At 65.7% G+C, this 19,979-nt stretch carries 26 protein-coding genes; 13 read left to right on the plus strand and 13 right to left on the minus strand.

Annotation, left to right across the window (positions count from 1 at the left end; translation table 11 throughout):
- Positions 1-18: 18 nt before the first annotated feature.
- A complete protein-coding gene (gene accC / locus AmiPiv_RS11070) occupies positions 19-1,362 on the plus strand; it encodes an acetyl-CoA carboxylase biotin carboxylase subunit (RefSeq protein WP_340037481.1) in 1,344 nt (447 codons plus the stop codon).
- A gap of 12 nt (positions 1,363-1,374) precedes the next feature.
- Complete coding sequence (gene aat / locus AmiPiv_RS11075; protein ID WP_340037482.1) at positions 1,375-1,992, plus strand: leucyl/phenylalanyl-tRNA--protein transferase; 618 nt, start codon at positions 1,375-1,377, stop codon at positions 1,990-1,992.
- Between the two features lie 9 nt (positions 1,993-2,001).
- On the opposite strand, the gene AmiPiv_RS11080 is transcribed toward aat, so the two are convergent.
- From AmiPiv_RS11080 to AmiPiv_RS11090, 3 genes are all read right to left on the minus strand, one after another.
- Positions 2,002-2,379 carry a hypothetical protein gene (locus AmiPiv_RS11080; RefSeq protein ID WP_340037484.1) on the minus strand — a complete coding sequence of 126 codons (378 nt, stop codon included), beginning with the start codon at positions 2,377-2,379 and terminating at the stop codon, positions 2,002-2,004.
- A 70-nt stretch (positions 2,380-2,449) separates the two neighbouring features.
- Positions 2,450-2,905 carry a DUF2155 domain-containing protein gene (locus tag AmiPiv_RS11085; protein ID WP_445206948.1) on the minus strand — a complete coding sequence of 152 codons (456 nt, stop codon included), beginning with the start codon at positions 2,903-2,905 and terminating at the stop codon, positions 2,450-2,452.
- Between the two features lie 312 nt (positions 2,906-3,217).
- The gene (locus tag AmiPiv_RS11090; protein ID WP_340037486.1) at positions 3,218-3,616 is read right to left on the minus strand and encodes an NADH:ubiquinone oxidoreductase subunit NDUFA12; all 399 of its coding nucleotides are present in this window, start codon (positions 3,614-3,616) and stop codon (positions 3,218-3,220) included.
- Between the two features lie 146 nt (positions 3,617-3,762).
- On the opposite strand from AmiPiv_RS11090, the gene AmiPiv_RS11095 reads away from it, so the two are divergent.
- The 3 genes from AmiPiv_RS11095 (at position 3,763) to panC (ending at position 6,052) form a co-directional block, all read left to right on the plus strand.
- Positions 3,763-4,245 (plus strand): hypothetical protein, encoded by a 483-nt coding sequence (locus AmiPiv_RS11095; RefSeq protein WP_340037487.1) that lies wholly within the window; start codon positions 3,763-3,765, stop codon positions 4,243-4,245.
- A 128-nt stretch (positions 4,246-4,373) separates the two neighbouring features.
- Complete coding sequence (gene panB, locus AmiPiv_RS11100; protein ID WP_340037489.1) at positions 4,374-5,210, plus strand: 3-methyl-2-oxobutanoate hydroxymethyltransferase; 837 nt, start codon at positions 4,374-4,376, stop codon at positions 5,208-5,210.
- A complete protein-coding gene (panC, locus tag AmiPiv_RS11105; protein WP_340037490.1) occupies positions 5,207-6,052 on the plus strand; it encodes a pantoate--beta-alanine ligase in 846 nt (281 codons plus the stop codon). Before panB ends, panC begins: the two co-directional genes overlap by 4 nt.
- 284 nt (positions 6,053-6,336) lie before the next feature.
- Here the strand turns inward: panC and AmiPiv_RS11110 are convergent, their stop codons facing one another.
- The gene (locus tag AmiPiv_RS11110) at positions 6,337-6,828 is read right to left on the minus strand and encodes a GNAT family N-acetyltransferase (protein ID WP_340037491.1); all 492 of its coding nucleotides are present in this window, start codon (positions 6,826-6,828) and stop codon (positions 6,337-6,339) included.
- A gap of 5 nt (positions 6,829-6,833) precedes the next feature.
- Complete coding sequence (gatB, locus tag AmiPiv_RS11115; protein WP_340037492.1) at positions 6,834-8,336, minus strand: Asp-tRNA(Asn)/Glu-tRNA(Gln) amidotransferase subunit GatB; 1,503 nt, start codon at positions 8,334-8,336, stop codon at positions 6,834-6,836.
- A 327-nt stretch (positions 8,337-8,663) separates the two neighbouring features.
- Here gatB and AmiPiv_RS11120 point away from each other — a divergent pair, with 327 nt between their 5' ends.
- Positions 8,664-8,921, plus strand: coding sequence for a YjhX family toxin (locus AmiPiv_RS11120; RefSeq protein WP_340037493.1), 258 nt, complete (start codon positions 8,664-8,666; stop codon positions 8,919-8,921).
- Between the two features lie 50 nt (positions 8,922-8,971).
- Here AmiPiv_RS11120 and AmiPiv_RS11125 read toward each other — a convergent pair whose 3' ends face one another.
- Positions 8,972-9,403, minus strand: coding sequence for a CBS domain-containing protein (locus AmiPiv_RS11125; RefSeq protein ID WP_340037495.1), 432 nt, complete (start codon positions 9,401-9,403; stop codon positions 8,972-8,974).
- Between the two features lie 104 nt (positions 9,404-9,507).
- A complete protein-coding gene (locus AmiPiv_RS11130; protein ID WP_340037496.1) occupies positions 9,508-10,242 on the minus strand; it encodes a rhomboid family intramembrane serine protease in 735 nt (244 codons plus the stop codon).
- A gap of 360 nt (positions 10,243-10,602) precedes the next feature.
- Between AmiPiv_RS11130 and AmiPiv_RS11135 the strand changes: the two genes are divergently transcribed.
- The 3 genes from AmiPiv_RS11135 (at position 10,603) to AmiPiv_RS11145 (ending at position 13,033) form a co-directional block, all read left to right on the plus strand.
- Positions 10,603-11,241: a PAS domain-containing protein gene (locus AmiPiv_RS11135; RefSeq protein WP_340037497.1), complete on the plus strand. Its 639-nt coding sequence runs from the start codon at positions 10,603-10,605 to the stop codon at positions 11,239-11,241.
- A 119-nt stretch (positions 11,242-11,360) separates the two neighbouring features.
- Complete coding sequence (locus AmiPiv_RS11140) at positions 11,361-11,978, plus strand: PilZ domain-containing protein (RefSeq protein ID WP_340037498.1); 618 nt, start codon at positions 11,361-11,363, stop codon at positions 11,976-11,978.
- Positions 11,979-12,430: 452 nt separating this feature from the next.
- Positions 12,431-13,033 (plus strand): transglutaminase-like cysteine peptidase, encoded by a 603-nt coding sequence (locus AmiPiv_RS11145; RefSeq protein ID WP_340037499.1) that lies wholly within the window; start codon positions 12,431-12,433, stop codon positions 13,031-13,033.
- 103 nt (positions 13,034-13,136) lie between these two features.
- On the opposite strand, the gene AmiPiv_RS11150 is transcribed toward AmiPiv_RS11145, so the two are convergent.
- Positions 13,137-13,670 carry a gamma carbonic anhydrase family protein gene (locus AmiPiv_RS11150; RefSeq protein WP_340037501.1) on the minus strand — a complete coding sequence of 178 codons (534 nt, stop codon included), beginning with the start codon at positions 13,668-13,670 and terminating at the stop codon, positions 13,137-13,139.
- Between the two features lie 200 nt (positions 13,671-13,870).
- Between AmiPiv_RS11150 and AmiPiv_RS11155 the strand changes: the two genes are divergently transcribed.
- Positions 13,871-14,596 carry a hypothetical protein gene (locus tag AmiPiv_RS11155; protein WP_340037502.1) on the plus strand — a complete coding sequence of 242 codons (726 nt, stop codon included), beginning with the start codon at positions 13,871-13,873 and terminating at the stop codon, positions 14,594-14,596.
- A 30-nt stretch (positions 14,597-14,626) separates the two neighbouring features.
- Here AmiPiv_RS11155 and AmiPiv_RS11160 read toward each other — a convergent pair whose 3' ends face one another.
- Positions 14,627-14,830, minus strand: a complete 204-nt coding sequence (locus AmiPiv_RS11160) for a DUF3126 family protein (RefSeq protein WP_018427625.1) — start codon at positions 14,828-14,830, stop codon at positions 14,627-14,629.
- Between the two features lie 127 nt (positions 14,831-14,957).
- Positions 14,958-15,806, minus strand: coding sequence for a serine O-acetyltransferase (gene cysE, locus AmiPiv_RS11165; protein ID WP_340037503.1), 849 nt, complete (start codon positions 15,804-15,806; stop codon positions 14,958-14,960).
- A 154-nt stretch (positions 15,807-15,960) separates the two neighbouring features.
- On the opposite strand from cysE, the gene AmiPiv_RS11170 reads away from it, so the two are divergent.
- Positions 15,961-16,743: an enoyl-CoA hydratase-related protein gene (locus AmiPiv_RS11170; RefSeq protein WP_340037504.1), complete on the plus strand. Its 783-nt coding sequence runs from the start codon at positions 15,961-15,963 to the stop codon at positions 16,741-16,743.
- Between the two features lie 4 nt (positions 16,744-16,747).
- Entirely contained in the window at positions 16,748-17,338 is a 591-nt protein-coding gene (locus AmiPiv_RS11175; protein WP_340037505.1) for an HD domain-containing protein, read from the plus strand.
- 2 nt (positions 17,339-17,340) lie between these two features.
- On the opposite strand, the gene AmiPiv_RS11180 is transcribed toward AmiPiv_RS11175, so the two are convergent.
- The 3 genes from AmiPiv_RS11180 to AmiPiv_RS11190 form a co-directional block, all read right to left on the minus strand.
- Positions 17,341-18,111: an alpha/beta fold hydrolase gene (locus AmiPiv_RS11180; protein ID WP_340037737.1), complete on the minus strand. Its 771-nt coding sequence runs from the start codon at positions 18,109-18,111 to the stop codon at positions 17,341-17,343.
- A 20-nt stretch (positions 18,112-18,131) separates the two neighbouring features.
- A complete protein-coding gene (locus tag AmiPiv_RS11185; RefSeq protein ID WP_340037506.1) occupies positions 18,132-18,653 on the minus strand; it encodes a DUF192 domain-containing protein in 522 nt (173 codons plus the stop codon).
- A 67-nt stretch (positions 18,654-18,720) separates the two neighbouring features.
- Complete coding sequence (locus AmiPiv_RS11190; protein ID WP_340037507.1) at positions 18,721-19,290, minus strand: cold-shock protein; 570 nt, start codon at positions 19,288-19,290, stop codon at positions 18,721-18,723.
- A gap of 246 nt (positions 19,291-19,536) precedes the next feature.
- Here AmiPiv_RS11190 and AmiPiv_RS11195 point away from each other — a divergent pair, with 246 nt between their 5' ends.
- The gene (locus AmiPiv_RS11195) at positions 19,537-19,974 is read left to right on the plus strand and encodes a VOC family protein (protein ID WP_340037509.1); all 438 of its coding nucleotides are present in this window, start codon (positions 19,537-19,539) and stop codon (positions 19,972-19,974) included.
- Positions 19,975-19,979 lie beyond the last annotated feature (5 nt).

Consider the following 19,979-nt stretch of genomic DNA (forward strand, 5'->3'; position numbering starts at 1 on the left):
GCCGGAAGGCTGCGCGCAATGTTCCAGAAAATCCTTATCGCCAATCGCGGCGAAATCGCCCTCAGAGTGCTGCGCGCGGCCAAGGAGCTCGGCATCCAGACGGTTGCCGTGCACTCCACCGCCGACGCCGACGCCATGCATGTGCGGCTTGCCGACGAAAGCGTCTGCATCGGCCCGCCGCCGTCGCGCGACAGCTATCTCAACATCCACCAGATCGTCGCGGCCTGCGAGATCACCGGAGCCGACGCCGTCCATCCGGGCTACGGCTTCCTGTCGGAGAACGCCAAGTTCGCCGACATCCTGGCCGCCCACAACATCACCTTCATCGGCCCCTCGGGCGACCATATCCGCATCATGGGCGACAAGATCGAGGCCAAGCGCACCGCAAAGCGCCTCGGCATCCCGGTCGTTCCCGGTTCGGAAGGTGCCGTCAGCGACGAGAAGGAAGCCAAGCGCGTCGCCGCCGAGATCGGCTACCCGGTCATCATCAAGGCCTCCGCCGGCGGCGGTGGCCGCGGCATGAAGGTTGCGCTGACCGAGGCGGACCTCGAGATCGCTCTCGCCACCGCCCGCACCGAAGCGGGTGCGGCCTTCGGCGACGACGCCGTCTACATCGAGAAGTACCTGCAGAAGCCGCGCCACATCGAAGTCCAGATCTTCGGCGACGGCGCCGGCAAGGGCGTGCACCTCGGCGAGCGCGACTGCTCGCTGCAGCGCCGCCACCAGAAGGTCTGGGAAGAGGCCAACTCGCCCGCCCTCAACAGCGAGGAGCGCTCGCGCATCGGCGACATCTGCGCCAATGCGGTGGCCAATCTCGGCTATTCCGGCGCCGGCACCATCGAGTTCCTCTACGAGAACGGCGAATTCTACTTCATCGAGATGAACACCCGCCTTCAGGTGGAGCATACGATCACCGAAGCGATCACCGGCATCGACCTCGTGCACGAGCAGATCCGCGTCGCCTCGGGCGGCGGCCTGTCGATCAAGCAGAGCGACATCCGCTTCCAGGGCCATGCCATCGAATGCCGCATCAATGCCGAGGATCCGCGCACGTTTGCGCCGTCGCCCGGCACGATCACGCATTTCCACACGCCCGGCGGCCTCGGCATCCGCGTCGATTCGGGCGTCTATTCCGGCTACAGGATCCCGCCCTACTACGACAGCCTCATCGGCAAGCTGATCGTGCACGGCCGCAACCGCGTCGAGTGCATGATGCGGCTGAGGCGCGCGCTCGACGAATTCGTGGTAGACGGTATCAACACGACGTTGCCGCTGTTCCGAGATCTCGTCGGCAATCCCGACATCGCCAACGGCGACTACGACATCCACTGGCTGGAGAAATACCTCGCCAAAAGCGAGTAGAATGGGGGTCTCATGACCCGACCCTATGCGCCCGGCTACAGCATACCCACGGACCTTCTGTTGAAGGCCTATGCGTCGGGCGTCTTTCCCATGGCCGAGAGCGCCTCTGACCCGGAAGTCTTCTGGGTCAGGCCCGAGACGCGCGGCGTCATTCCGCTCGACGCCTTCCACGTGCCCCACAGGCTCGCCAAGACCATCCGCCAGGGCCGTTTCGAGATACGCGTCAACAGCGACTTCGAGGCCACGATCGACGCCTGCGCCGAAAAGCGCACCGGACGTCTGTCCACCTGGATCAACGGCCCCATCCGCGAAGCCTATACGCGCCTTCACAAGATCGGCCACGCCCACTCGGTGGAGGCGTGGCATGAGGACCGGCTCGTCGGCGGGCTCTACGGCGTGTCGCTCGGCCGCGCCTTCTTCGGCGAAAGCATGTTCTCGCGCGAGACGGACGCCTCGAAGGTCTGCCTCGTGCATCTCGTCGAGCGGCTGCGCGAGCGCGATTTCGCGCTGCTCGACACCCAGTTCACCACCGACCACCTGAAGCGGTTCGGCGCGGTCGACGTGCCGCGGGCCCGCTACGAGAAGCTGCTCGCCGGCGCGATCGCCGGCCACGCCGCCTTCGCCCCGTAAGGAAGGCTCTCAGCCCTTGGCCTTGCCGCGTTCGGTGCCGAGCGGGGCTTGGGCGTGGAACATCATCTTCCAACCCTGCAGGCGCCTGACATAGCCGGTGCTGATCAGCGCCCGGTAGGGCTCGCCATCGTCGCGCTCGGCGCTGGCCTCATAGGTCAGGACGGCGATGTCGCTGCCGGGCTCGACGATGCCCTTGAGCTTCATCTCGAGGTGTTTCCAGCGGTTCGGCTTGCTTGCCGTCGCCGCAAGGTCGGCATTGCTCATCACGCCGGCCATGTCCGGAAAGGCCACAAGGCACTCCCGGTCGGCATGCTCGGCGAAGAATTTGGAATCGCCGGTCCAGAACTTGCGTTCGAGCTCCAGCAACTGATCTCGGTCCAGGGTCACGGCTCGATCCTCCGTCTGCGTCGTCCCTTGCGGTCAACGCAGAGCATCGATGGCCGTTCCCGCAGGAGGCTCAGTTGGTCTTGGGGGCTTCCGGCGGAGGAATGTCCGACTTCTGCTTGCAGCCCTTGAGCCACACGTCATAGACGGCGTGCTCGACAGCATTGAGGCCGGGGCTTTCGGCGAACATCCAGCCGGTGAAGATGCGGCGGATCTTGCGGTCGAGGGTGATCTCGTCGACCTCGACGAAGGAATCCGTCTTGGGCTCCTCGTTCTCGGGCCGCGAGTAGCAGACGCGCGGCGTCACCTGCAGCGCACCGAACTGAACGGTCTCGTCGACATAGACGTCGAAGGTGATGATGCGGCCGGTGATCTTGTCGATGCCGGCGAATTCGGCGACCGGGTTCTTGATGCGCTGCGGCTGCGCCGGCTTGGGCGCCGGCTGGCCCTGCTGCACTTCTTCGGCCTGCGACGGGGTCTGCTGCGGCGCCTCGCCCTGTGCCGGCTGGGTGTCGTCGAGCGCCGGCAGATCGTCGCCCTCGAACGGGACCTCTTCCTCGCTCGGGAAGACCTGCGGATCGAGCGGCAGCCTCTCGATGCTGTCCTGGGCTATCGCCTGCCCGAGGCTGGCGCACAGCGCAACCGCCGCCAGCATGGCCTTCGCCGTCGATCGTACGTTCGAAGCAGCCCGCCCAGTTCTTGTCATGCAGTCGTTACCGCCGTTGCCCCGGAGTGACATCCACTCGGTGATTCCCTTCGCCAAGGCTAGTGGCCTCAACCCGATGGGCAAGCCGTTAGCTGCCAATTGTGGCGACAAATGTCCGGGCAGCGGAAGCGGGCGTTACGCGCCGGGCGTCCAGGCGTCGTAGTCGCCGGTCACCTGCGGCCGGTGCGAGGTGCCGAGCACCGAGCCCTTCGGACGGTAAGCGGCGGCCGAGCCGGTGAGGTTCGGCTGGTGCGGCTTCTGCCAGTCGCGCGGAATGTAGTTGTCCTGGCTCGGCGCCACGTCGACGCGATGGTGCATCCAGCCGTGCCAGCCGGGCGGGATCATCGAGGCTTCCGAATAGCCCTTGTAGATCACCCAGCGGCGGGTGCGGCCCTCGGAGTCCTTGCCGCCCTCGTAGTAGGTGTTGCCGAACTCGTCCTGGCCGACCTTGGTGCCCTTGCGCCAGGTATGGAAGCGCGTGCCAAGGGTCTGGCCGTTCCACCAGGTGAAAAACTGGACAAGGAATTTCTTCATCGGGTCCTCGCGGCGGGCGCGTCGAATGTTTTCCGCTTATGGCGTCCCCCTCGCCCGAACGCAAGGGTTTAGCGCCGGCTGCGACGATTGGCAGACGGACAATCACAACCTACTGTCCAGCATTTGCCGTCGCGGGGACAGCCGAAATGCCCTCCATGCAGATCCTCGAAATGCTGAGCATGCTGGTGACCATCTTCGGCCTGCCGCTTGCCATCTTCATCTTCGTCTACGAGCAGCGCAAGGAGCGCATCAACGAGGAGGAGGAGATCTACCAGATGTTGTCGGACGGCTACACCAACTTCCTGACGCTGTCGCTCGACCATTCCGACCTGCAGCTGCAGTCGCAGCAGGCGACCAGCGACCTCAGCCCCGAGCAGAGGGACCGCCTGCTTGCCATGTTCGCCATACTGATCTCGCTGTTCGAGCGCGCCTATCTCGTCGCCTACGAGCCCGGCATGCCCGAACGGCGCAGGCGCCGCTGGGCCTCGTGGGAGGACTTCATGCGCGAGTGGTGCCGGCGCGAGGATTTCCGCGCCGCCCTGCCCCAGCTGCTGCCCGGCGAGGACCCGGAATTCGCCGCCTACATCCGGCGCATCGCCGAAGAGGAAGCGGCCGGCCGCTCGTCCTGACGGACGATGTTTTTGCACCTGCTCACGGTTTCATCTCGCACTTGCAAAAACATTAGCCGGTCCGTAAACAACTCTGGCCCCACAGGGCTCCCGCACTGGCTTGGCCAGCAGCGTCGAGGGAGGAACATATGGCATCTGACGCGCCAGCCGCAGGCGGCCGCATCACGCCCGCAGATCTGCTGCGCCGCAAGGGCGGCCTGCCGATCGTCTGCCTCACCGCCTACACCTACCCCATTGCCCGGCTGCTCGATCCGCATGTCGACCTTTTGCTCGTCGGCGACAGCGTCGCCATGGTGCTGCACGGGCACGAGACCACGCTCGGCGCCACCATGGACATGATGGTCGCCCACGGACAGGCGGTGATGCGCGGCGCGACCCAGGCATGCGTGGTCGTCGACATGCCCGCCGGCTCCTACGAGGATTCGGTCGAGACTGCGGTCGCCTCCGCCCGGCGCATCGTGAACGAGACCGGCTGCGATGCCGTCAAGCTCGAGGGCGGCGTGGCGATGGCCCCGCAGATCGCGGCCATCGTCGCCACCGGCATCCCGGTCATGGGCCATATCGGGCTGTTGCCGCAGTCGGTCGAGAAGGAAGGCGGCTACAAGATCAAGGGCCGGTCCGACGAAAACATCGTGCAGCTCCATGCCGACGCCCGCGCGGTCGAGGCGGCGGGCGCCTTCTCGGTGGTAATCGAGGGCACCATGGAGCCGGTCGCGGCCGCTTTGTCCGCCATGCTCGCGATCCCGACGATCGGCATCGGCGCCAGCCCGAAATGCGACGGCCAGATCCTCGTCATCGACGACGCGATCGGGCTGACCGTCGACCGCGTGCCGAAATTCGTCAAGCAATACGCCCATCTGCGCGACATCGTCGCGGATGCGGCCGCAGCCTACGCCAATGACGTCCGCAGCGGCGCATTCCCCGCGCCGGAGCATCTGTTCACCCCCGACAAGGACAAGGCATGACCGAGGTCGTCGAAACCGTCGCCGCCCTGCGCGCACAGGTCAACGCATGGCGCGCCGCCGGGCTCAAGGTCGCGCTGGTGCCGACGATGGGCGCCCTGCACGAAGGGCACGTCTCCTTGATGCGCGCCGCACGGCAACGCGCCGACCGCTGCGTCGTCTCGATCTTCGTCAATCCGCGCCAGTTCGCGCCGACCGAGGACCTCGACAAATATCCGCGCCAGCTGGCGCTCGACCTGGACAAGCTGCACCGGGCCGGCGTCCACCTCGCCTTCACCCCGAGCGTCGACGAGGTTTATCCCGAGGGCTTCGCCACGACGATTTCGGTTGGCGGCCCGTCGGCCGGGCTCGAAACCGATTTCCGCCCCGCCTTCTTCGACGGCGTGGCGACGGTGGTCGCCAAGCTGTTCGTCCAGGCCGCGCCCGACATCGCCGTCTTCGGCGAGAAGGATTATCAGCAGCTTTGCGTGGTCAGGAAGCTCTGCCTCGACCTGAACCTGCCGGTCGAGGTCGTCGGCTCGCCCACGATCCGCGACGCCGAAGGCCTCGCCATGTCGTCGCGCAACGCCTATCTGAGCCCCGCCGAGCTGGAGATCGCGCGCAAGCTCAACAAGGCGCTGCGCAAGGCGGCGGCAGCGCTTCAGGTCGGCGCCGACGAGACGGCGACGATGGCAACGGCGCGGCAGGAGGTCCTCGATGCCGGCTTCGACGGCGTCGATTATGTCGAGGCGCGCGAGAGCCTTACGCTTGCGCCCTGGAGGCGCGGGGCCGAGGGTCGCGTGCTGGTGGCGGCACGGCTCGGCAAGACGCGCCTGATCGACAATGTCGAGGTACGGAAGACCTGAACCTAACGCGCTGACTGGGGGCAGATTGACGGCCGGCTACCGGTCTCGCCTCGCGTCAGAGATCAAGTGGGCGTCAAACGAATGTCATGACGACGATGGCGCCGACCACGACGAGGATGAGCCCGCCAACCAGCATCGGGACCAAGGTGCTTTCTTGATTGGTGTCGGGCACGCGCGTTTCTCCGTTTCGTCCGCGCGCCAGGATAACCTCAACCGTTGAGGCGCTGTTTGCGCCAGCGCAAACAGGAAACACGCCGCTCGCAAGCCGGGGTTGCCTTCAGGGCTCAGCCCAGTTGCTTCTCGAAGATGAGCGCCGGAATGCCGGACTGCTCCGAACCGCAGTTGGCCGTCTCCCCTACCTGCGCGAAGCCGTTTGCCTGGTAGAAGGCGATCGCCTTGGAATTCGACTTTTCCACTTCGAGGCGCAGCGTGCGCGCTTCCGGGAAGCACTGCTCGACCTCGTCGAGCAGCAGGCGGCCGATGCCCGCCCGCTGGCTCCCAGGCTGCACATAGAGCTGGTAGAGCACGACGGACTTGCCGTCGCTGGTCGCGGCGGCAAAAGCCGTCCCGGCGATCCGCTTGCCGTCGTCGGCGACCAGGAACTCCGAGTTCGGCCGGGTCAGCCGCGCCTTGAGCGCGGCGAGCGAATGCCACTCGGCCGTGATCTCGTCCACCCGCTCGGCGCCATAGATGGCATCGTAGGTCGCGTGCCAGGTGTCGGCGAGCAGTGCCTTGATCACTTCCAGGTCGCGTTCGCTCGCGGTGCGGACGAACATCCGCCTTACTCCTCGATGCCGAGCTTGGCCTTGACCAGGTCGTTGACCGCCTGCGGGTTGGCCTTGCCGCCGGTGGCCTTCATCACCTGGCCGACGAACCAGCCGGCCATGGTCGGCTTGGCACGCGCCTGTTCGGCCTTGTCGGGATTGGCGGCGATGACGTCGTCGACGGCCTTCTCGATGGCGCCGGTGTCGGTCACCTGCTTCATGCCGCGGCTCTCGACCAGCTCCTTCGGGTCGCCGCCCTCGTTCCAGACGATCTCGAACAGGTCCTTGGCGATCTTGCCGGAGATCGTGCCTTCCTTGATGAGGTCGATGATGGCGCCCAGTTGGTCGGGCGAGACAGGGGCGTCGTCGATGTCCTTGCCGGCCTTGTTGAGCGCGCCGAGCAGGTCGTTGATGACCCAGTTGGCGGCGAGCTTGCCGTCTCGTCCGGAAGCCACCTTCTCGAAATAGTCGGCGATCGACTTTTCCGACACTAGGATCGAGGCGTCGTAGATCGACAGGCCGAGCGACTTGACCAGCCGCTCCTTCTTGTCGTCGGGCAATTCGACGAGATCCTTGGCGAGCGCGTCGACATAGGCCTGGTCGAATTCGAGCGGCAAGAGGTCCGGATCGGGGAAGTAGCGATAGTCGTGCGCCTCTTCCTTGGAGCGCATCGAGCGCGTCTCGCCCTTGTTCGGGTCGAACAGGCGGGTTTCCTGGTCGATCTTGCCGCCGTCCTCGAGGACGGCGATCTGGCGCCGCGCCTCGTATTCGATGGCCTGGCCGACGAAGCGGATCGAGTTGACGTTCTTGATCTCGCAGCGCGTGCCGAACTCGCCGCCGGGGCGGCGCACCGAGACGTTGACGTCGGCGCGCATCGAGCCTTCGTCCATGTTGCCGTCGCAGGTGCCGAGGTAGCGCACGATGGTGCGCAGCTTGGTGACATAGGCCTTGGCCTCGTCGGCCGAGCGCATGTCGGGCTTGGAGACGATCTCCATCAGCGCCACGCCCGAGCGATTGAGGTCGACATAGGACATGGTCGGGTGCTGGTCGTGGATCGACTTGCCGGCGTCCTGTTCGAGATGCAGGCGCTCGATGCCGATGTCGATGTCCTCGAACTCGCCCTTGCGGTCGGGGCCGACCGAAATGGTGATCGTGCCCTCGCCGACGATCGGCTGCTTGAACTGCGAGATCTGGTAGCCCTGCGGCAGGTCGGGATAGAAGTAGTTCTTGCGGTCGAAGACCGACTTCAGGTTGATCTGCGCCTTCAGCCCGAGGCCGGTGCGGATCGCCTGGCGCACGCATTCCTCGTTGATCACGGGGAGCATACCGGGCATCGCCGCGTCGACCAGGCTGACATTGGCATTGGGCTCGGCGCCGAACGCCGTCGAAGCACCCGAGAACAGCTTCGCCTCCGAAGTCACCTGGGCATGAACCTCGAGGCCGATGATGACTTCCCAGTCGCCGGTGGCGCCGGGGATCAGTCGCTTGGGATCGGGCGTGCGGGTGTCGATGATGGTCATGGTGATCCGGAATCGTTTGTCTGTCGTGTCGGCTCGTGTCGGCCGGCAAACCTTAATGGTTTCGCTAGATCAATCGTTGCCGCGTTGCAACCTTTCCCGTTCGAAATGCGGGGCATCGCCGCGCTAGGCTGGCCTTCACGGCACCGCTGGCCTATAAGGCGCGCATCCCCATGGAGAGTGGATGTTCAACTCGTCTGAGTCCCGCTGAGGCCCCGACCTTCCGAGGAAGGCGGGGCGTGAAAACCTGAAACCCCGTGCCGCGAAGCTTCGCGGCGGCGGCATTTTCCATTGGCTGTTTCAGCCAGGTTTTCCGGGACATTTCCAAGAATGGACATTTCGCGCACGGAGCAGCGCATCCTCCACATGCTCGCCCAGGGCGGGCGCATCGAAATCGAGAAGAACGAACACAGGAAGGTCGAGGCGGTCATCTGCCTCACCCGCGACGGCTGGCTCTATCCGGGCTTCGACCTCGAACTGTTCAGGAAACTGAAGCGCAAGAAGGCGGTCGCCTCGTCCAATGGCGGCCCCTATCGCATCACCAGGCGCGGGCTCGAACTCGTTCGCTCCGAACTCGACAACAGGTGACCGCGAAAAACCGCCGGTCGGGTCTCCCGGCCGGCGGTACCATGCCAGCCTCAGGCGGTGGCGATGTAGGCCTTGATCTCCTCGGCCTCGCGCTCGACGTCCTCGATGCGGCGCTTGACCACGTCGCCGATGGAGACGATGCCGTGGAGATAGCCGTCGCGCTCGACCGGCAGATGGCGGAAGCGGCCGTTGGTCATGATCTCCATGACCTGGTTCACTGTGTGGCTCTCGTTGCAGATCTTGACCTTGGGGGTCATCACTTCGCGCACGGTCTTGTCGAGCGCCGAAGCGCCTTCCTTGCCGACCACGCGCACCACGTCGCGCTCGGAGAGAATGCCGACGATCTTGCGGTCGCCATTGGTGACGACCAGCGCACCGATCCGGTGCTCGGCAAGCATGCGCGCGGCCTCCGACAGCGGAACGTTGGGGCCGACGGTGAACACGTCATGGCCCTTCTTGTCCAGGATTGCCTTCACAGTCATCGGGACCTCCTTCCGTAGCGGTCTGCGCATGCACTTCCAGTGGCCATTGCGGCCGATTGCATGGTGCGCTGCATCAGGCTGCATTTCAAGTGCGCAGCGCGGCGCTAGGCGGGCTTGCGGTCGAAGAGACGGATGCCGAAGAAGCCGGCCAGGAAGCCGCCGATATGGGCTTCCCAGGCGATCTGGTTTTCGACGCCGGGCGCAAAACCGACGAGACCGGTAATCAGGTTGATGACCATCCAGGCGCCGAGGAAGGTCATCGCCATGCGCGAGCGGAGCACCTCGCCGATGGGCAGCACGGCGCCGGCGAAGGCGGGCTGCCCCTGCGCGCGGTCGATGCGGAAATTGAAGCGGGCGGCGGCGCCCATCATCCCCGAGATCGCACCCGATGCGCCGACCAGCGGGGCGTTGTCGAGCGGATGCAGCACATAGTGCAGCGCAACCGCGGCCAGCGCGGTCACGGCGAAGAACAGCGAGAAGCGCAGCGCGCCCAGCCGGTTGGCCAGCGGCGAGCCGAAGGCGGCGAGCCAGACCATGTTGATGATGAGATGAGTGTAGCCGCCATGCAGGAACGCATAGGTCAGCGGACTGGTGAAAGCGTAGACGTCGAGCGGAATTTCGCCGGCGTATACCGCCCAGTATCGTAGCGGGATAAACGCAGCCCGCTCCAGAAACTCTACATATTGAGACGGGTCCAACAGATAATCGCCGATCAGCTGGATGCCGACGCAGGCAGCGATGATGGCGATCACGATGCCCGGCACGTTGAAGACCGGCTCGCGCCGATCCGGCTCAACCGCCGGCGCTTCGTTCTCGATCGGGTTGGCTGGCTCGCTCATTCTGCTCGGGTCCGTCTCGGTCATCCGCCCCATCTACGCGACCGCCGGCCAAAGCGCAAAAAAAGAAGCCGTCCAGGGTTTCCCCTGAACGGCTGGTCGAGCCCCCTTGCCCGCCCCCAAACCTTTGACTGAAGTGCTGCCGGCCGCCGGGCGGCCAACATCATGGAGTGACCGCAGCCTGCCACACGGCGCCCGGCGCGGCAACGTAAACCACTTGTTAACCTTAACGTCCCCCACCCGTTAACAACTGTTACTGTGACTGGCACGGGTCCTGCTCCACCGCTCATGTAGTTCTCAAGAATGAAGCGATTCTGTCCAGCGATGGCACATCCCGAACAGGATCGCTCGGAGCGGAGCAAGATGAAACAGAAAGGATCGCTGGCACTGTTCCAGTATTGGAACCGCCTTCGCGACGGCCGGCCCGCACCCAAACGCACGGAAGTCGAGCCTGCCGACATCAAGGGCCTTCTGGCCGACACCTTCATCCTCGAACGCGATGCCCGTGGCGAGGCCGTATTCCGGCTCGCGGGCACGCGGCTGTGCGCTACCTTCGGGCGCGAACTCAAGGGATTCTCGTTCCCGTCGCTGTGGCGGCAGAAGGACCAGCGCCTGATCGCGCGCCTTGCCTACGGCGTGTTCCAGCAGAAATCGGTGGTCGTGATCGGCTTTGAGGGCTTCACCGCCAGCCGGCGCTGCGCGACCTTCGAAATGCTGCTCCTGCCGCTCGACGGCGGCGTCGAGAACCCGCGCAGCCTGGGCGTCCTGTCGAGCGCCGACCGCCCCTTCTGGCTGGGCTCCGACGCGGTCACGGACGCCTCGATCGAGAGCGTGCGCGTCGTCGATCCGAACGTCGAGCCGATGTACCTGAAGAACCGTCCCGCAGTGACCGTGCCCTCGCTGGCGCCCAGCGACGCGACGCTCGAGGGCGAGCCGAACCCGCTCGACGGCGCGCGCCGCATACGCCACCTTTTCGTGCTCGAAGGCGGACGCGAGGAATAGCCGATACCGGCTGCCGCAGGGGTAGCCGCTACGCGTTTTATTAACCTCTTTGCCGCTAGATTGTGGCAATGGCTCCCTGCCGCTCACGGTCCATGGGAGTTTGCGGCAAAGAGGGCAGAATGAGGCCAGCGGCGACCGACTACGCGCCGTCACGAGCGGAACGGCGCAACTTCCAACGCGTCCGCGTCAAGATTTATGGCCGGTTCATGCTTGAGGATCGCAGCGAGCATGCCGGACAGGTCATCGACATGTCCCCCGGCGACGTCGCCTTCCGCACCGATCACTCCGGCGCTCCGGGCGAGAAGGTCATCGCCTATATCGACCATATCGGCCGCGTCGAAGGCGTCGTCACGCGCCGCCTGCCGGACGGCTTCGCCATGACGGTCATCGCCTCCGAGCGCAAGCGCGACAAGCTGGCGGCGCAGCTCACCTGGCTTGCCAACAAGCACGAGCTCGACCTGCCCGAGGACCGGCGCCACGAACGCGTCGCGCCGCGCAACCCGGTCAGCGTCCTGCAACTCACCGACGGCCGGCAGTATCCGTGCCGCATCATCGACCTGTCGCTGTCGGGCGCGGCGATCGAGATCGAGGTCAAGCCGGCCATCGGCGTCCAGGTCATGCTGGGCACCATGCGCGGCCAGGTCGTGCGTCACTTCCAGGACGGCGTCGCCATCGAATTCGCCGTCGTCCAGCGCCCCGAGACGCTCGACTCCGAATTCAACAGGCCGCGCGCCTAGAACCTGTTCCATTCCGATTAGATCGGAACGGAACTCCGTTGTCCCGACTACGCCTCGTTTCTTTCGAAAACCGGTTCCCGCCTTTCGGGATCATGATCCAACCGGCGTATCGCCGGTCCGCGCGAGCCCTGCGACATCTCGTCCAGCACCGGCCAGCCACGTCCCGGTACCGCTACAGCCCAGCCAAAGTCATCTCCGGCCGCCCGCGCCTGCACACCGGCCCCTGCCCCATTTCGGCACAGCCCCATCCTGCCGTGCCGAAACGGACCAGGAAACGCTTGGTGTATCGCGCCATTCCGATAAAATTCTAATCAAATTCTCCTAAACATTTATTCTTATTCTATTCTTGATTTCAGAAACTCCTGTTTTGTTTTTACTCAACATCTACTTCGTCGCTTTGCGTGAAATAAATCCGCACCTGTCATTGTCCTCTCAAACGGGGAGACAATCACATGAACAAGCGACAGGGATGGCTGGTTCTTCTGGCCGCCACACTCCAGGCCGGCGCGATCGGCACCGCGCTGGCCGTGCCGTCGGTCATGCAGACCAACGGCCGCACGACCCAGCCGGTCGGCCACTACGAACTGTGCAAGCGGCTTCCGGACGAGTGCAGCCAGAAGACCGATGTTCGCGCGCCGGTGGAACTGACCCGCACGCTCTGGCAGGCGATGGTCGACATCAACAACGAGGTCAACACCGCGGTCGCCCCGCGCACCGACATGGAAATGTGGGGCAAGGAAGAGGTCTGGTCCTATCCCGCCAGCGCCGGCGACTGCGAGGACTACGCGCTGGAAAAGCGCCGCAAGCTGATGGAACTCGGCGTTCCGGCGGGCGACCTGCTGCTGACGGTGGCGCGCCAGCCCAACGGCGAGGGCCATGCCGTGCTGACGGTCCGCACCAGCATGGGCGAGTACATCCTCGACAATCTTGATCCGCGCATCATGGCCTGGGACGAGACCGTCTACACCTATCTGAAGCGTCAGTCGGAGCGGAACTCCGGCGTCTGGATCGGCATCAACGACGGCCGCGCCGACTCCGTCGCGTCGGTTCGCTAGGCCACTCCGGGAAAACCCGGTCGCGTCCCCACCCTCCCCGTCCCCAACGACCGGGTTCAGGAGCCGGCCCCATCCAGGGCCGGCTCCGTTTTTTTACCCCGACTCAGTCGGCCACCTTCTTCAGGCCCGCCTTGAAACGCTTCTGGTTGGCGACATAGTCCGCCGCCGACTTGCGCAGCCGGTCGGCGGCGGCATCGTCGAGCGTGCGCATCACCTTGGCGGGCGAGCCGACGATCAGCGAATTGTCGGGAAACTCCTTGCCCTCGGTCACCAGCGCGCCCGCGCCCACCAGGCAGTTCCTGCCGATCTTGGCGCCGTTGAGCACGATGGCGCCCATGCCGATCAGGCTGTTGTCGCCCACCGTGCAGCCATGCAGGATGGCGCGGTGGCCCACGGTGCATCCTTCGCCGATGGTCAGCGGATAGCCCGGATCGGTGTGCATGACCGTGTGTTCCTGGATGTTGCTGCGCGCGCCGATGGTAATCGGCTCGCGGTCGCCGCGGATCGCGGCCCCGAACCAGATGCCGACGTCGCGGCCAATCCTGACGTCGCCCACCACCGACGCGTCCGGCGCGATCCAGTTGCTGTCGCGATCCTCGAACTTCGGCTCGGCTCCGTCGAGTGCATAGAGCGGCATCTTGAATTCCCTTCCGATTGTCCGGGCGCAACCTATGGAGCGCGGGCCCGCGTGGCAAGCGCCGGACGCATTTACCACCGCTTAACCATACCGGCGCAATGTCGGTGCGATATTGGGCCGCCTCCGCATCGCGCATTCGGACGCGAAAGCCACGGTCACCGAACCGGACGGGGCACCGGCAGCCGATCCTGGAGACATCGATGAATCAGCAGGCGATGAACGACCCGGATTTCGAGGTCGTCGGTTCCGCGCCGATGATGAAGATCTTCTGCGCGCTTGCGGTGCTGGCGCTGCTGTCGGTGGCAATCAGCGTCGCGGGCCGCTGGTACGGCCATGCGATCGAGATGGGGGGCCACAGCGACGACACGACGAAGCGCACCATCGTGGTCGACGGTGAAGCGATCATCGCCCCGGCCAACATGATCCGCTTCGACAAGGCACGCAGCGACGGCCCGGCGAGCCGGCTCGACCTCTATCTGCGCTGGCCCGAGATGGACGGCTACAGCAGCGCCGCCCGCGACGCCTTCAACAATGCCGACGGCCGCAAGCGCATCATCTTCCTGAGTTTCGAGCCGCGCATGATGGCGCGCGACATGAGCGGACGGCTCGGGCCGATCTACGACGCGCTCACCGTCAAGCCCGGCGTACCCGGCCCGGACGGCATGACGCTGTTCGGCTTCTCCGGAACGTCCGGCTATCTCAACGAGGTGCTGGCGGTCGCGGCCCGCCTGGGCGAGCCCGCCTTCGTGGCCCGCTGCCTCGGCGGCGCTGCCGCCGAGGAATCGCTTGCGCCTTGCGAGCGCGACGTGTTCGTCGGCAAGGATCTCAGCCTGACCTACAGGTTCCCGCGGGAACTGCTGGGGGAGTGGCGCGCGCTCGATGCGGCGGTGCTGGCGACGGCGAACGCGATGCTCGCCGCCAGGTGACTGCCGCGCGACAGGTCGCGCGGCCTTCGATCAGCCCAGGTCGACGTCGAGGATCGCCATCGAGAAATTATAGTCGCCGTCGTCCTCGTCCTTGAAAACGATGCCGAGGAATTCGTCGCCGATATAGACCTCGGCCGAGTCGTCCTTGCGCGGACGAGCCTTGACCATGAGGTTGGGGTTCTGGAACTGGCGCTTGAAATAAGCGTCGAGCTTTCGGATTTCTTCCGGCTTCAACTGGCTTCTCCGGCTTGTAGTTTGAGAGAGGCGCTTCTGGCACGCCCGGCATGACGATGTAAAGGCAAGGAGCCGCCCGGGCTGCGCAATTCACGTATTCCGCGCAGCCAGGACGCGCCGGCAAACATCAGATGTCGAAGGTGACGACGTGATCCATGCTCTGCGACGGCAGCAACTGGTCCATCTGGCTCGACGGACGGTCGCAGCCGGTTTCGCCGACCACGCGCGCGGGCACGCCGGCAACCGTCTTGTTGTGCGGCACTGGCGACAGCACCACCGAACCGGCCGCGATCTTGGCGCAATGGCCGATCTCGATGTTGCCGAGGATCTTGGCGCCGGCGCCGATCAGCACGCCGTAGCGCACCTTGGGGTGGCGGTCGCCGCCGGCCTTGCCGGTGCCGCCCAGCGTCACGCCGTGCAGGATCGACACGTCGTCCTCGATGACGGCGGTCTCGCCGACGACGAGGCCGGTGGCATGGTCGATGAAGATGCCCTTGCCCATGCGCGCGGCCGGGTTGATGTCGGTCTGGAACACCGACGACGAGCGGCTCTGCAGGTAGAGCGCGAAGTCCTTGCGGCCGCGGTTCCACAGCCAGTGCGCCAGCCGGTGCGTCTGGATGGCGTGGAAGCCTTTGAAATAGAGCACCGGCATCAGGTAGCGATCGCAGGCCGGGTCGCGGTCGTAATAGGCTTGGATGTCGGTGCGGATGATGTCGCTCCACTCCTGCCTGTCCTCGAGCATCGCATAGAAAGTCTGGCGCAGCAGGTCGGCGCCGAGGTCCTGATGCGCAAGCCGTTCGGCCAGGCGGTGGATCACCGCCTCCTCCAGCGTGTCCTGGTTGAGGATCGTGGCGTAGAGGAATGCCGCAAGCAGCGGGTCGCGGGCGACCGCGTCGGCAGCTTCGTCGCGCACCGACTGCCAGATCGGGTCCAGCGGCTTCAGCGCGCCGTGGCGCGCAGCGGTTATGGTGTTCATCGACGGTCTCCGTTCACAGTCGGCTTGTGCATTCCCGCGCCGGACATATAAGCCACATGCTAACATGATTGAACTCAATTTTCCTTAGCGGAGGATCAGCACGTTTCGTTGGTGCGGCTGCTGAAGGATTTGGTTCACGGATATTCGAGGCATCATGGAAAGCCAGCCCCTCAGGGTCACGACCAGCGACGGCATGGCGACCATCGTCATCAACCGCCCGGCGCGCAAGAACGCCGTCACCCAGGCGATGTGGACCGAGCTCGCCGCGACCGTAAACCGGCTCTCGGCCGATCCGGAGGCCAGGGTGATCGTGCTGCGCGGCGCCGGCCAGGATTTCTCCGCCGGCGCCGACATCGCCGAATTCGACACGCTGCGCGGCTCGCCCGACAGCGCCCGCGCCTACGAAGCCGGCAATTCGGCGGCCTTCGCCGCGCTCCGGAACTGCTCCGTGCCGGTGATCGCGGCGATCCGCGGCATCTGCTTCGGCGGCGGCTTCGGCCTCGCCGCTGCCGGTGACCTCAGGATCGCCACGCCCGACGCCGTGTTCGCCGTGCCTGCGGCGCGCCTCGGCCTCGCCTATCCGCAGGACGCCATGGGCGACATCGTCTCGGCCGCCGGCCCGCAGATGGCACGCTATCTCACCTACACCGCTGGCCGCATCGACGCCCAGGCAGCCCTTGCCGCCGGCTTCCTGCTCGAGATCGTCGAAGCAGCCGAATTCGACGCCCGCATCGAGGAGGTCGCCCGGGGCATCGCCCGCAACGCGCCGCTGTCGGTCAGGGCTTCCAAGGCCGCCATCCGCGCCGCCCTGAGCCACGATCCTGCCGAGGCAGCCCTCGCCCAGTCGCTCGGCGACGCCACATTCCTCAGCGAGGACTATGCCGAGGGCCGCGCCGCGTTCCACGCGCGGCGCACGCCGCATTTCAAGGGGCGCTGACGCCATGCCGATCCTCGACGCCGCGACAAAGGCGGAACTGACGAAGCTCTACCGGGCCGCCGACCGCCACTACCACGGTCTCCGCCACATCGAGGCGCTGCTTGCCCTGCTCGAAGAGCACCGCCAGGCCTTCGCCGATCCCGAGGCGGTCGAGGCGGCGATCTGGTTCCATGACGCCATCTACGACAGCCGCCGCAAGGACAACGAGCCGGCAAGTGCCGAACTCGCCGCCGACAGGCTCAGCGGCCATGTCGACGACACGCGCCTTGCCCGCATCGTCGCGATGATCGAGGCAACCGCGACGCATCAGGTGCCGGAATTCGGGGACGTGGCCGCGCAAAAGGACGCGGCCCTGTTCCTGGACATGGACCTGTCGATCCTCGGCGCGCCCGCCGAGGCTTTCGACGCCTACGAGGCGGCCGTCAGGCGCGAATATGGCTGGGTCAGCGATGCCGACTGGCGTGTCGGCCGCGCCGCCGTGCTCAGCAATTTCCTCGCCCGCCCGCGCATCTTCCACACCGACATTCTTGCTCGGCGCTTCGAGGCACGGGCACGGGCGAACATGCAGCGGTCGCTCGAGGCCCTGGAGGCCTGAGTTCAGAGCGGATGCTCGGCGTAGAACTCAAGCACCCTCTTCTTGAAGGTTCGGTCGCCGACGGCGAGCATATGGTCGCGGCCTTCGATGTCGAAGCTCTCGGCATTCGGCATCAGCGCCGCGAGTTCGGCGGCCGAACCGCCGATGTCGTCGGTCGTGCCCACGGCCACCAGCGTCGGCTGGGTGATGCGGGCCATGTCGTCCTCGCTCAAAAGCTCGCGCGAGGTGGCGATGCAGGCGGCCAGCGCCCGCTTGTCGCTGCGGGTCTGGTCGGCGAAGGCGCGGAACGATTTTCCGCGCCGATGCGTGATGGTCTCGGGGTCTGCCGCCAGCAGGGCATCGGCGATCGGGTCCCAGTCGCCGACGCCGTCGACCATGCCGATGCCTAGCCCGCCGAACACCAGCGTCGCGACCCGCTCGGGCGCGGCGAGCGCCAGGAACGCCGAGACGCGCGCGCCCATCGAATAGCCCATCACATGAGCGCGCTCGATACCTAGATGGTCGAGAAGCGCCACCGCGTCGCCGGCCATCTTCGAGGGCGTGTAGTCGGCCTCGTCGTAGCTCTTCGACGTCAGGCCATGGCCGCGATTGTCGAATGCGATCGCCCGGTAGCCCGCTTCCGTCAGCGTCTTGAACCAGCCGGGCGACACCCAGTTGACGAAATGGCTCGAGGCGAAGCCGTGGATCATCAGCACCGGCGCGCCGCTGCCCGCCACCACCGGCGGCTGGTCGAGAAACGCCAGGTCGAAGCCTTCGTGCGAGAAATGATCCACAGCCATATCGATCCCGCCGCCTATCCCGGATTGGCCACGCCGGCCTCGGCGATGACGCGGTGCTTCAACTGGTCGCCGTCCTTGATGCCGGCCTTCCCGGCCGTGCCGGCCTTGAGTTCGAGCACGAAACGCACCGGTTCGTCTGGCGCGATGACCGCTTCGGAGAAGGGTTCGCCCTGCTGGATGTCGCGCACCTTGCCGTCCTCGCCGATGAACAGAAGATCCAGCGGTAGCGGCGTGTTCTTCATCCAGAAGCCGACCGGCTGGGTCTGGTCGAAGACGAACAGCATGCCCTGGTCGTCGGCGAGATCCTTGCGGAACATCAGCCCCATCGACCGCTCCGCCGGCTCGTCCGCCACTTCGATGCGGAACGACACGTCGCCCTTGGCCGTCACCGCGACCAGCGGATCGGGGTCCTGCGGCAGTGCCATCGGCTGGCTCTCCGCCAGACCCGGCGATGTCCAGGTGAGCGACAGCGCGACCACCGCCGCAGCGGTCGCGGCGCCGATCGCGCCAGCCAGCATAAATCTACGTCTGTTCATGAAATCCCCCGCCCGGCCGCATGCGGCCGGCAATCCGAGCCCTGCCCTCGACCGCGCGCTGAACCGCTCAGTGCGCGACCGGCAGGGTTCCTAGATCAGGGTGAATTTCGGCAGCCATAAGGCCTTTGTCGCCGCGTCCGAAACGAACGAGCACGACCTGGCCGGGGCGCAGCTCCGTGACACCGTAGCGGCGCAGCGTCTCCATGTGCACGAAGATGTCCTCGGTGCCGTCGCCGCGCGTCAGGAAGCCGAAGCCCTTGGTGCGGTTGAACCACTTCACCAGGGCGCGCTCGAGCCCGCTCTCGGCGGTCACCGCCACATGGGTGCGCTGCTCCTGCATCTCGGCCGGGTGAACGGCGGTCGAGGTGTCCATGGAGAGGACGCGGAAGGCCTGCAGGCCGCGGTCGCCCTGCTTGGCGAGGCACACCACGCGGGCGCCCTCGAGCGCCGTCTGGAAGCCGTCGCGGCGCAGGCAGGTCACATGCAGCAGCACGTCGCTGGTGCCCCCCCGGTCGGGAAGGATGAAGCCATAGCCCTTGGCGACGTCGAACCACTTGATGGCGCCGGAAACCTCTACGAGACCCACATTGTCGGCGCCGTCATCCGCGAAAGCATCCCGACCAGTGATGTCATGCATCAAGAGAGAGGCCTTTTCCCCCATCAGAACGCCCCCTTTCCTTGCAAACGCCGCTACTGATTCTTGACGTAAGATTAACACTTCCGCTTTGGACATGCGCAAGGGCCGGTCAGCCATTTTTCAACTTCGTCCCGAGAATAGAGAGACCCGCCTGACCTTCAGCGCACAAAAGTTGCAGGCCGGCTTGCCGAGCCCGGCTGGCCCGCCCTATGTATCGGCACGCTCCCGAACAGCTGAGGAACAGAGATGCGCTATCTGCACACAATGGTCCGCGTCGCCGACGTCGACGCTTCCCTGGATTTCTACTGCAACAAGCTCGGGCTGAAGGAAGTCCGCCGTCACACCAACGAGAACGGCCGCTTCACGCTGATCTTCCTCGCCGCACCCGGCGACGAGCGCGCCGCCGACGAACGCGCGCCGCTGCTGGAGCTGACCTACAACTGGGATCCGGAAGACTACAAGGGCGGCCGCAACTTCGGCCATCTCGCCTACGAGGTCGACGACATCTACGCCACTTGCCAGACCCTGATGGACAAGGGCGTCGTCATCAACCGCCCGCCGCGCGACGGCAACATGGCCTTCATCAAGTCGCCCGACGGCATCTCCATCGAGCTGCTGCAGAAAGGCGAGCGCAAGGTCCCGGCCGAGCCGTGGCTGTCGATGCCCAACACCGGTTCCTGGTAGGCGCT

The organism is Aminobacter sp. Piv2-1 (assembly GCF_037625995.1).
Taxonomy (GTDB): Bacteria; Pseudomonadota; Alphaproteobacteria; order Rhizobiales; family Rhizobiaceae; genus Aminobacter.

Coding starts and splice junctions, on each gene's coding strand:
- cysE (WP_340037503.1), bottom strand. CDS start 15,806: ATGAACACCATAACCGCTGCGCGCCACGGCGCGCTGAAGCCGCTGGAC.
- AmiPiv_RS11140 (WP_340037498.1), top strand. CDS start 11,361: ATGAGGCCAGCGGCGACCGACTACGCGCCGTCACGAGCGGAACGGCGC.
- AmiPiv_RS11130 (WP_340037496.1), bottom strand. CDS start 10,242: ATGAGCGAGCCAGCCAACCCGATCGAGAACGAAGCGCCGGCGGTTGAG.
- AmiPiv_RS11135 (WP_340037497.1), top strand. CDS start 10,603: ATGAAACAGAAAGGATCGCTGGCACTGTTCCAGTATTGGAACCGCCTT.
- panC (WP_340037490.1), top strand. CDS start 5,207: ATGACCGAGGTCGTCGAAACCGTCGCCGCCCTGCGCGCACAGGTCAAC.
- AmiPiv_RS11155 (WP_340037502.1), top strand. CDS start 13,871: ATGAATCAGCAGGCGATGAACGACCCGGATTTCGAGGTCGTCGGTTCC.
- AmiPiv_RS11095 (WP_340037487.1), top strand. CDS start 3,763: ATGCCCTCCATGCAGATCCTCGAAATGCTGAGCATGCTGGTGACCATC.
- panB (WP_340037489.1), top strand. CDS start 4,374: ATGGCATCTGACGCGCCAGCCGCAGGCGGCCGCATCACGCCCGCAGAT.
- AmiPiv_RS11175 (WP_340037505.1), top strand. CDS start 16,748: ATGCCGATCCTCGACGCCGCGACAAAGGCGGAACTGACGAAGCTCTAC.
- AmiPiv_RS11110 (WP_340037491.1), bottom strand. CDS start 6,828: ATGTTCGTCCGCACCGCGAGCGAACGCGACCTGGAAGTGATCAAGGCA.
- gatB (WP_340037492.1), bottom strand. CDS start 8,336: ATGACCATCATCGACACCCGCACGCCCGATCCCAAGCGACTGATCCCC.
- AmiPiv_RS11145 (WP_340037499.1), top strand. CDS start 12,431: ATGAACAAGCGACAGGGATGGCTGGTTCTTCTGGCCGCCACACTCCAG.
- AmiPiv_RS11190 (WP_340037507.1), bottom strand. CDS start 19,290: ATGCATGACATCACTGGTCGGGATGCTTTCGCGGATGACGGCGCCGAC.
- accC (WP_340037481.1), top strand. CDS start 19: ATGTTCCAGAAAATCCTTATCGCCAATCGCGGCGAAATCGCCCTCAGA.
- AmiPiv_RS11170 (WP_340037504.1), top strand. CDS start 15,961: ATGGAAAGCCAGCCCCTCAGGGTCACGACCAGCGACGGCATGGCGACC.
- aat (WP_340037482.1), top strand. CDS start 1,375: ATGACCCGACCCTATGCGCCCGGCTACAGCATACCCACGGACCTTCTG.
- AmiPiv_RS11125 (WP_340037495.1), bottom strand. CDS start 9,403: ATGACTGTGAAGGCAATCCTGGACAAGAAGGGCCATGACGTGTTCACC.
- AmiPiv_RS11150 (WP_340037501.1), bottom strand. CDS start 13,670: ATGCCGCTCTATGCACTCGACGGAGCCGAGCCGAAGTTCGAGGATCGC.
- AmiPiv_RS11195 (WP_340037509.1), top strand. CDS start 19,537: ATGCGCTATCTGCACACAATGGTCCGCGTCGCCGACGTCGACGCTTCC.
- AmiPiv_RS11185 (WP_340037506.1), bottom strand. CDS start 18,653: ATGAACAGACGTAGATTTATGCTGGCTGGCGCGATCGGCGCCGCGACC.
- AmiPiv_RS11090 (WP_340037486.1), bottom strand. CDS start 3,616: ATGAAGAAATTCCTTGTCCAGTTTTTCACCTGGTGGAACGGCCAGACC.
- AmiPiv_RS11120 (WP_340037493.1), top strand. CDS start 8,664: ATGGACATTTCGCGCACGGAGCAGCGCATCCTCCACATGCTCGCCCAG.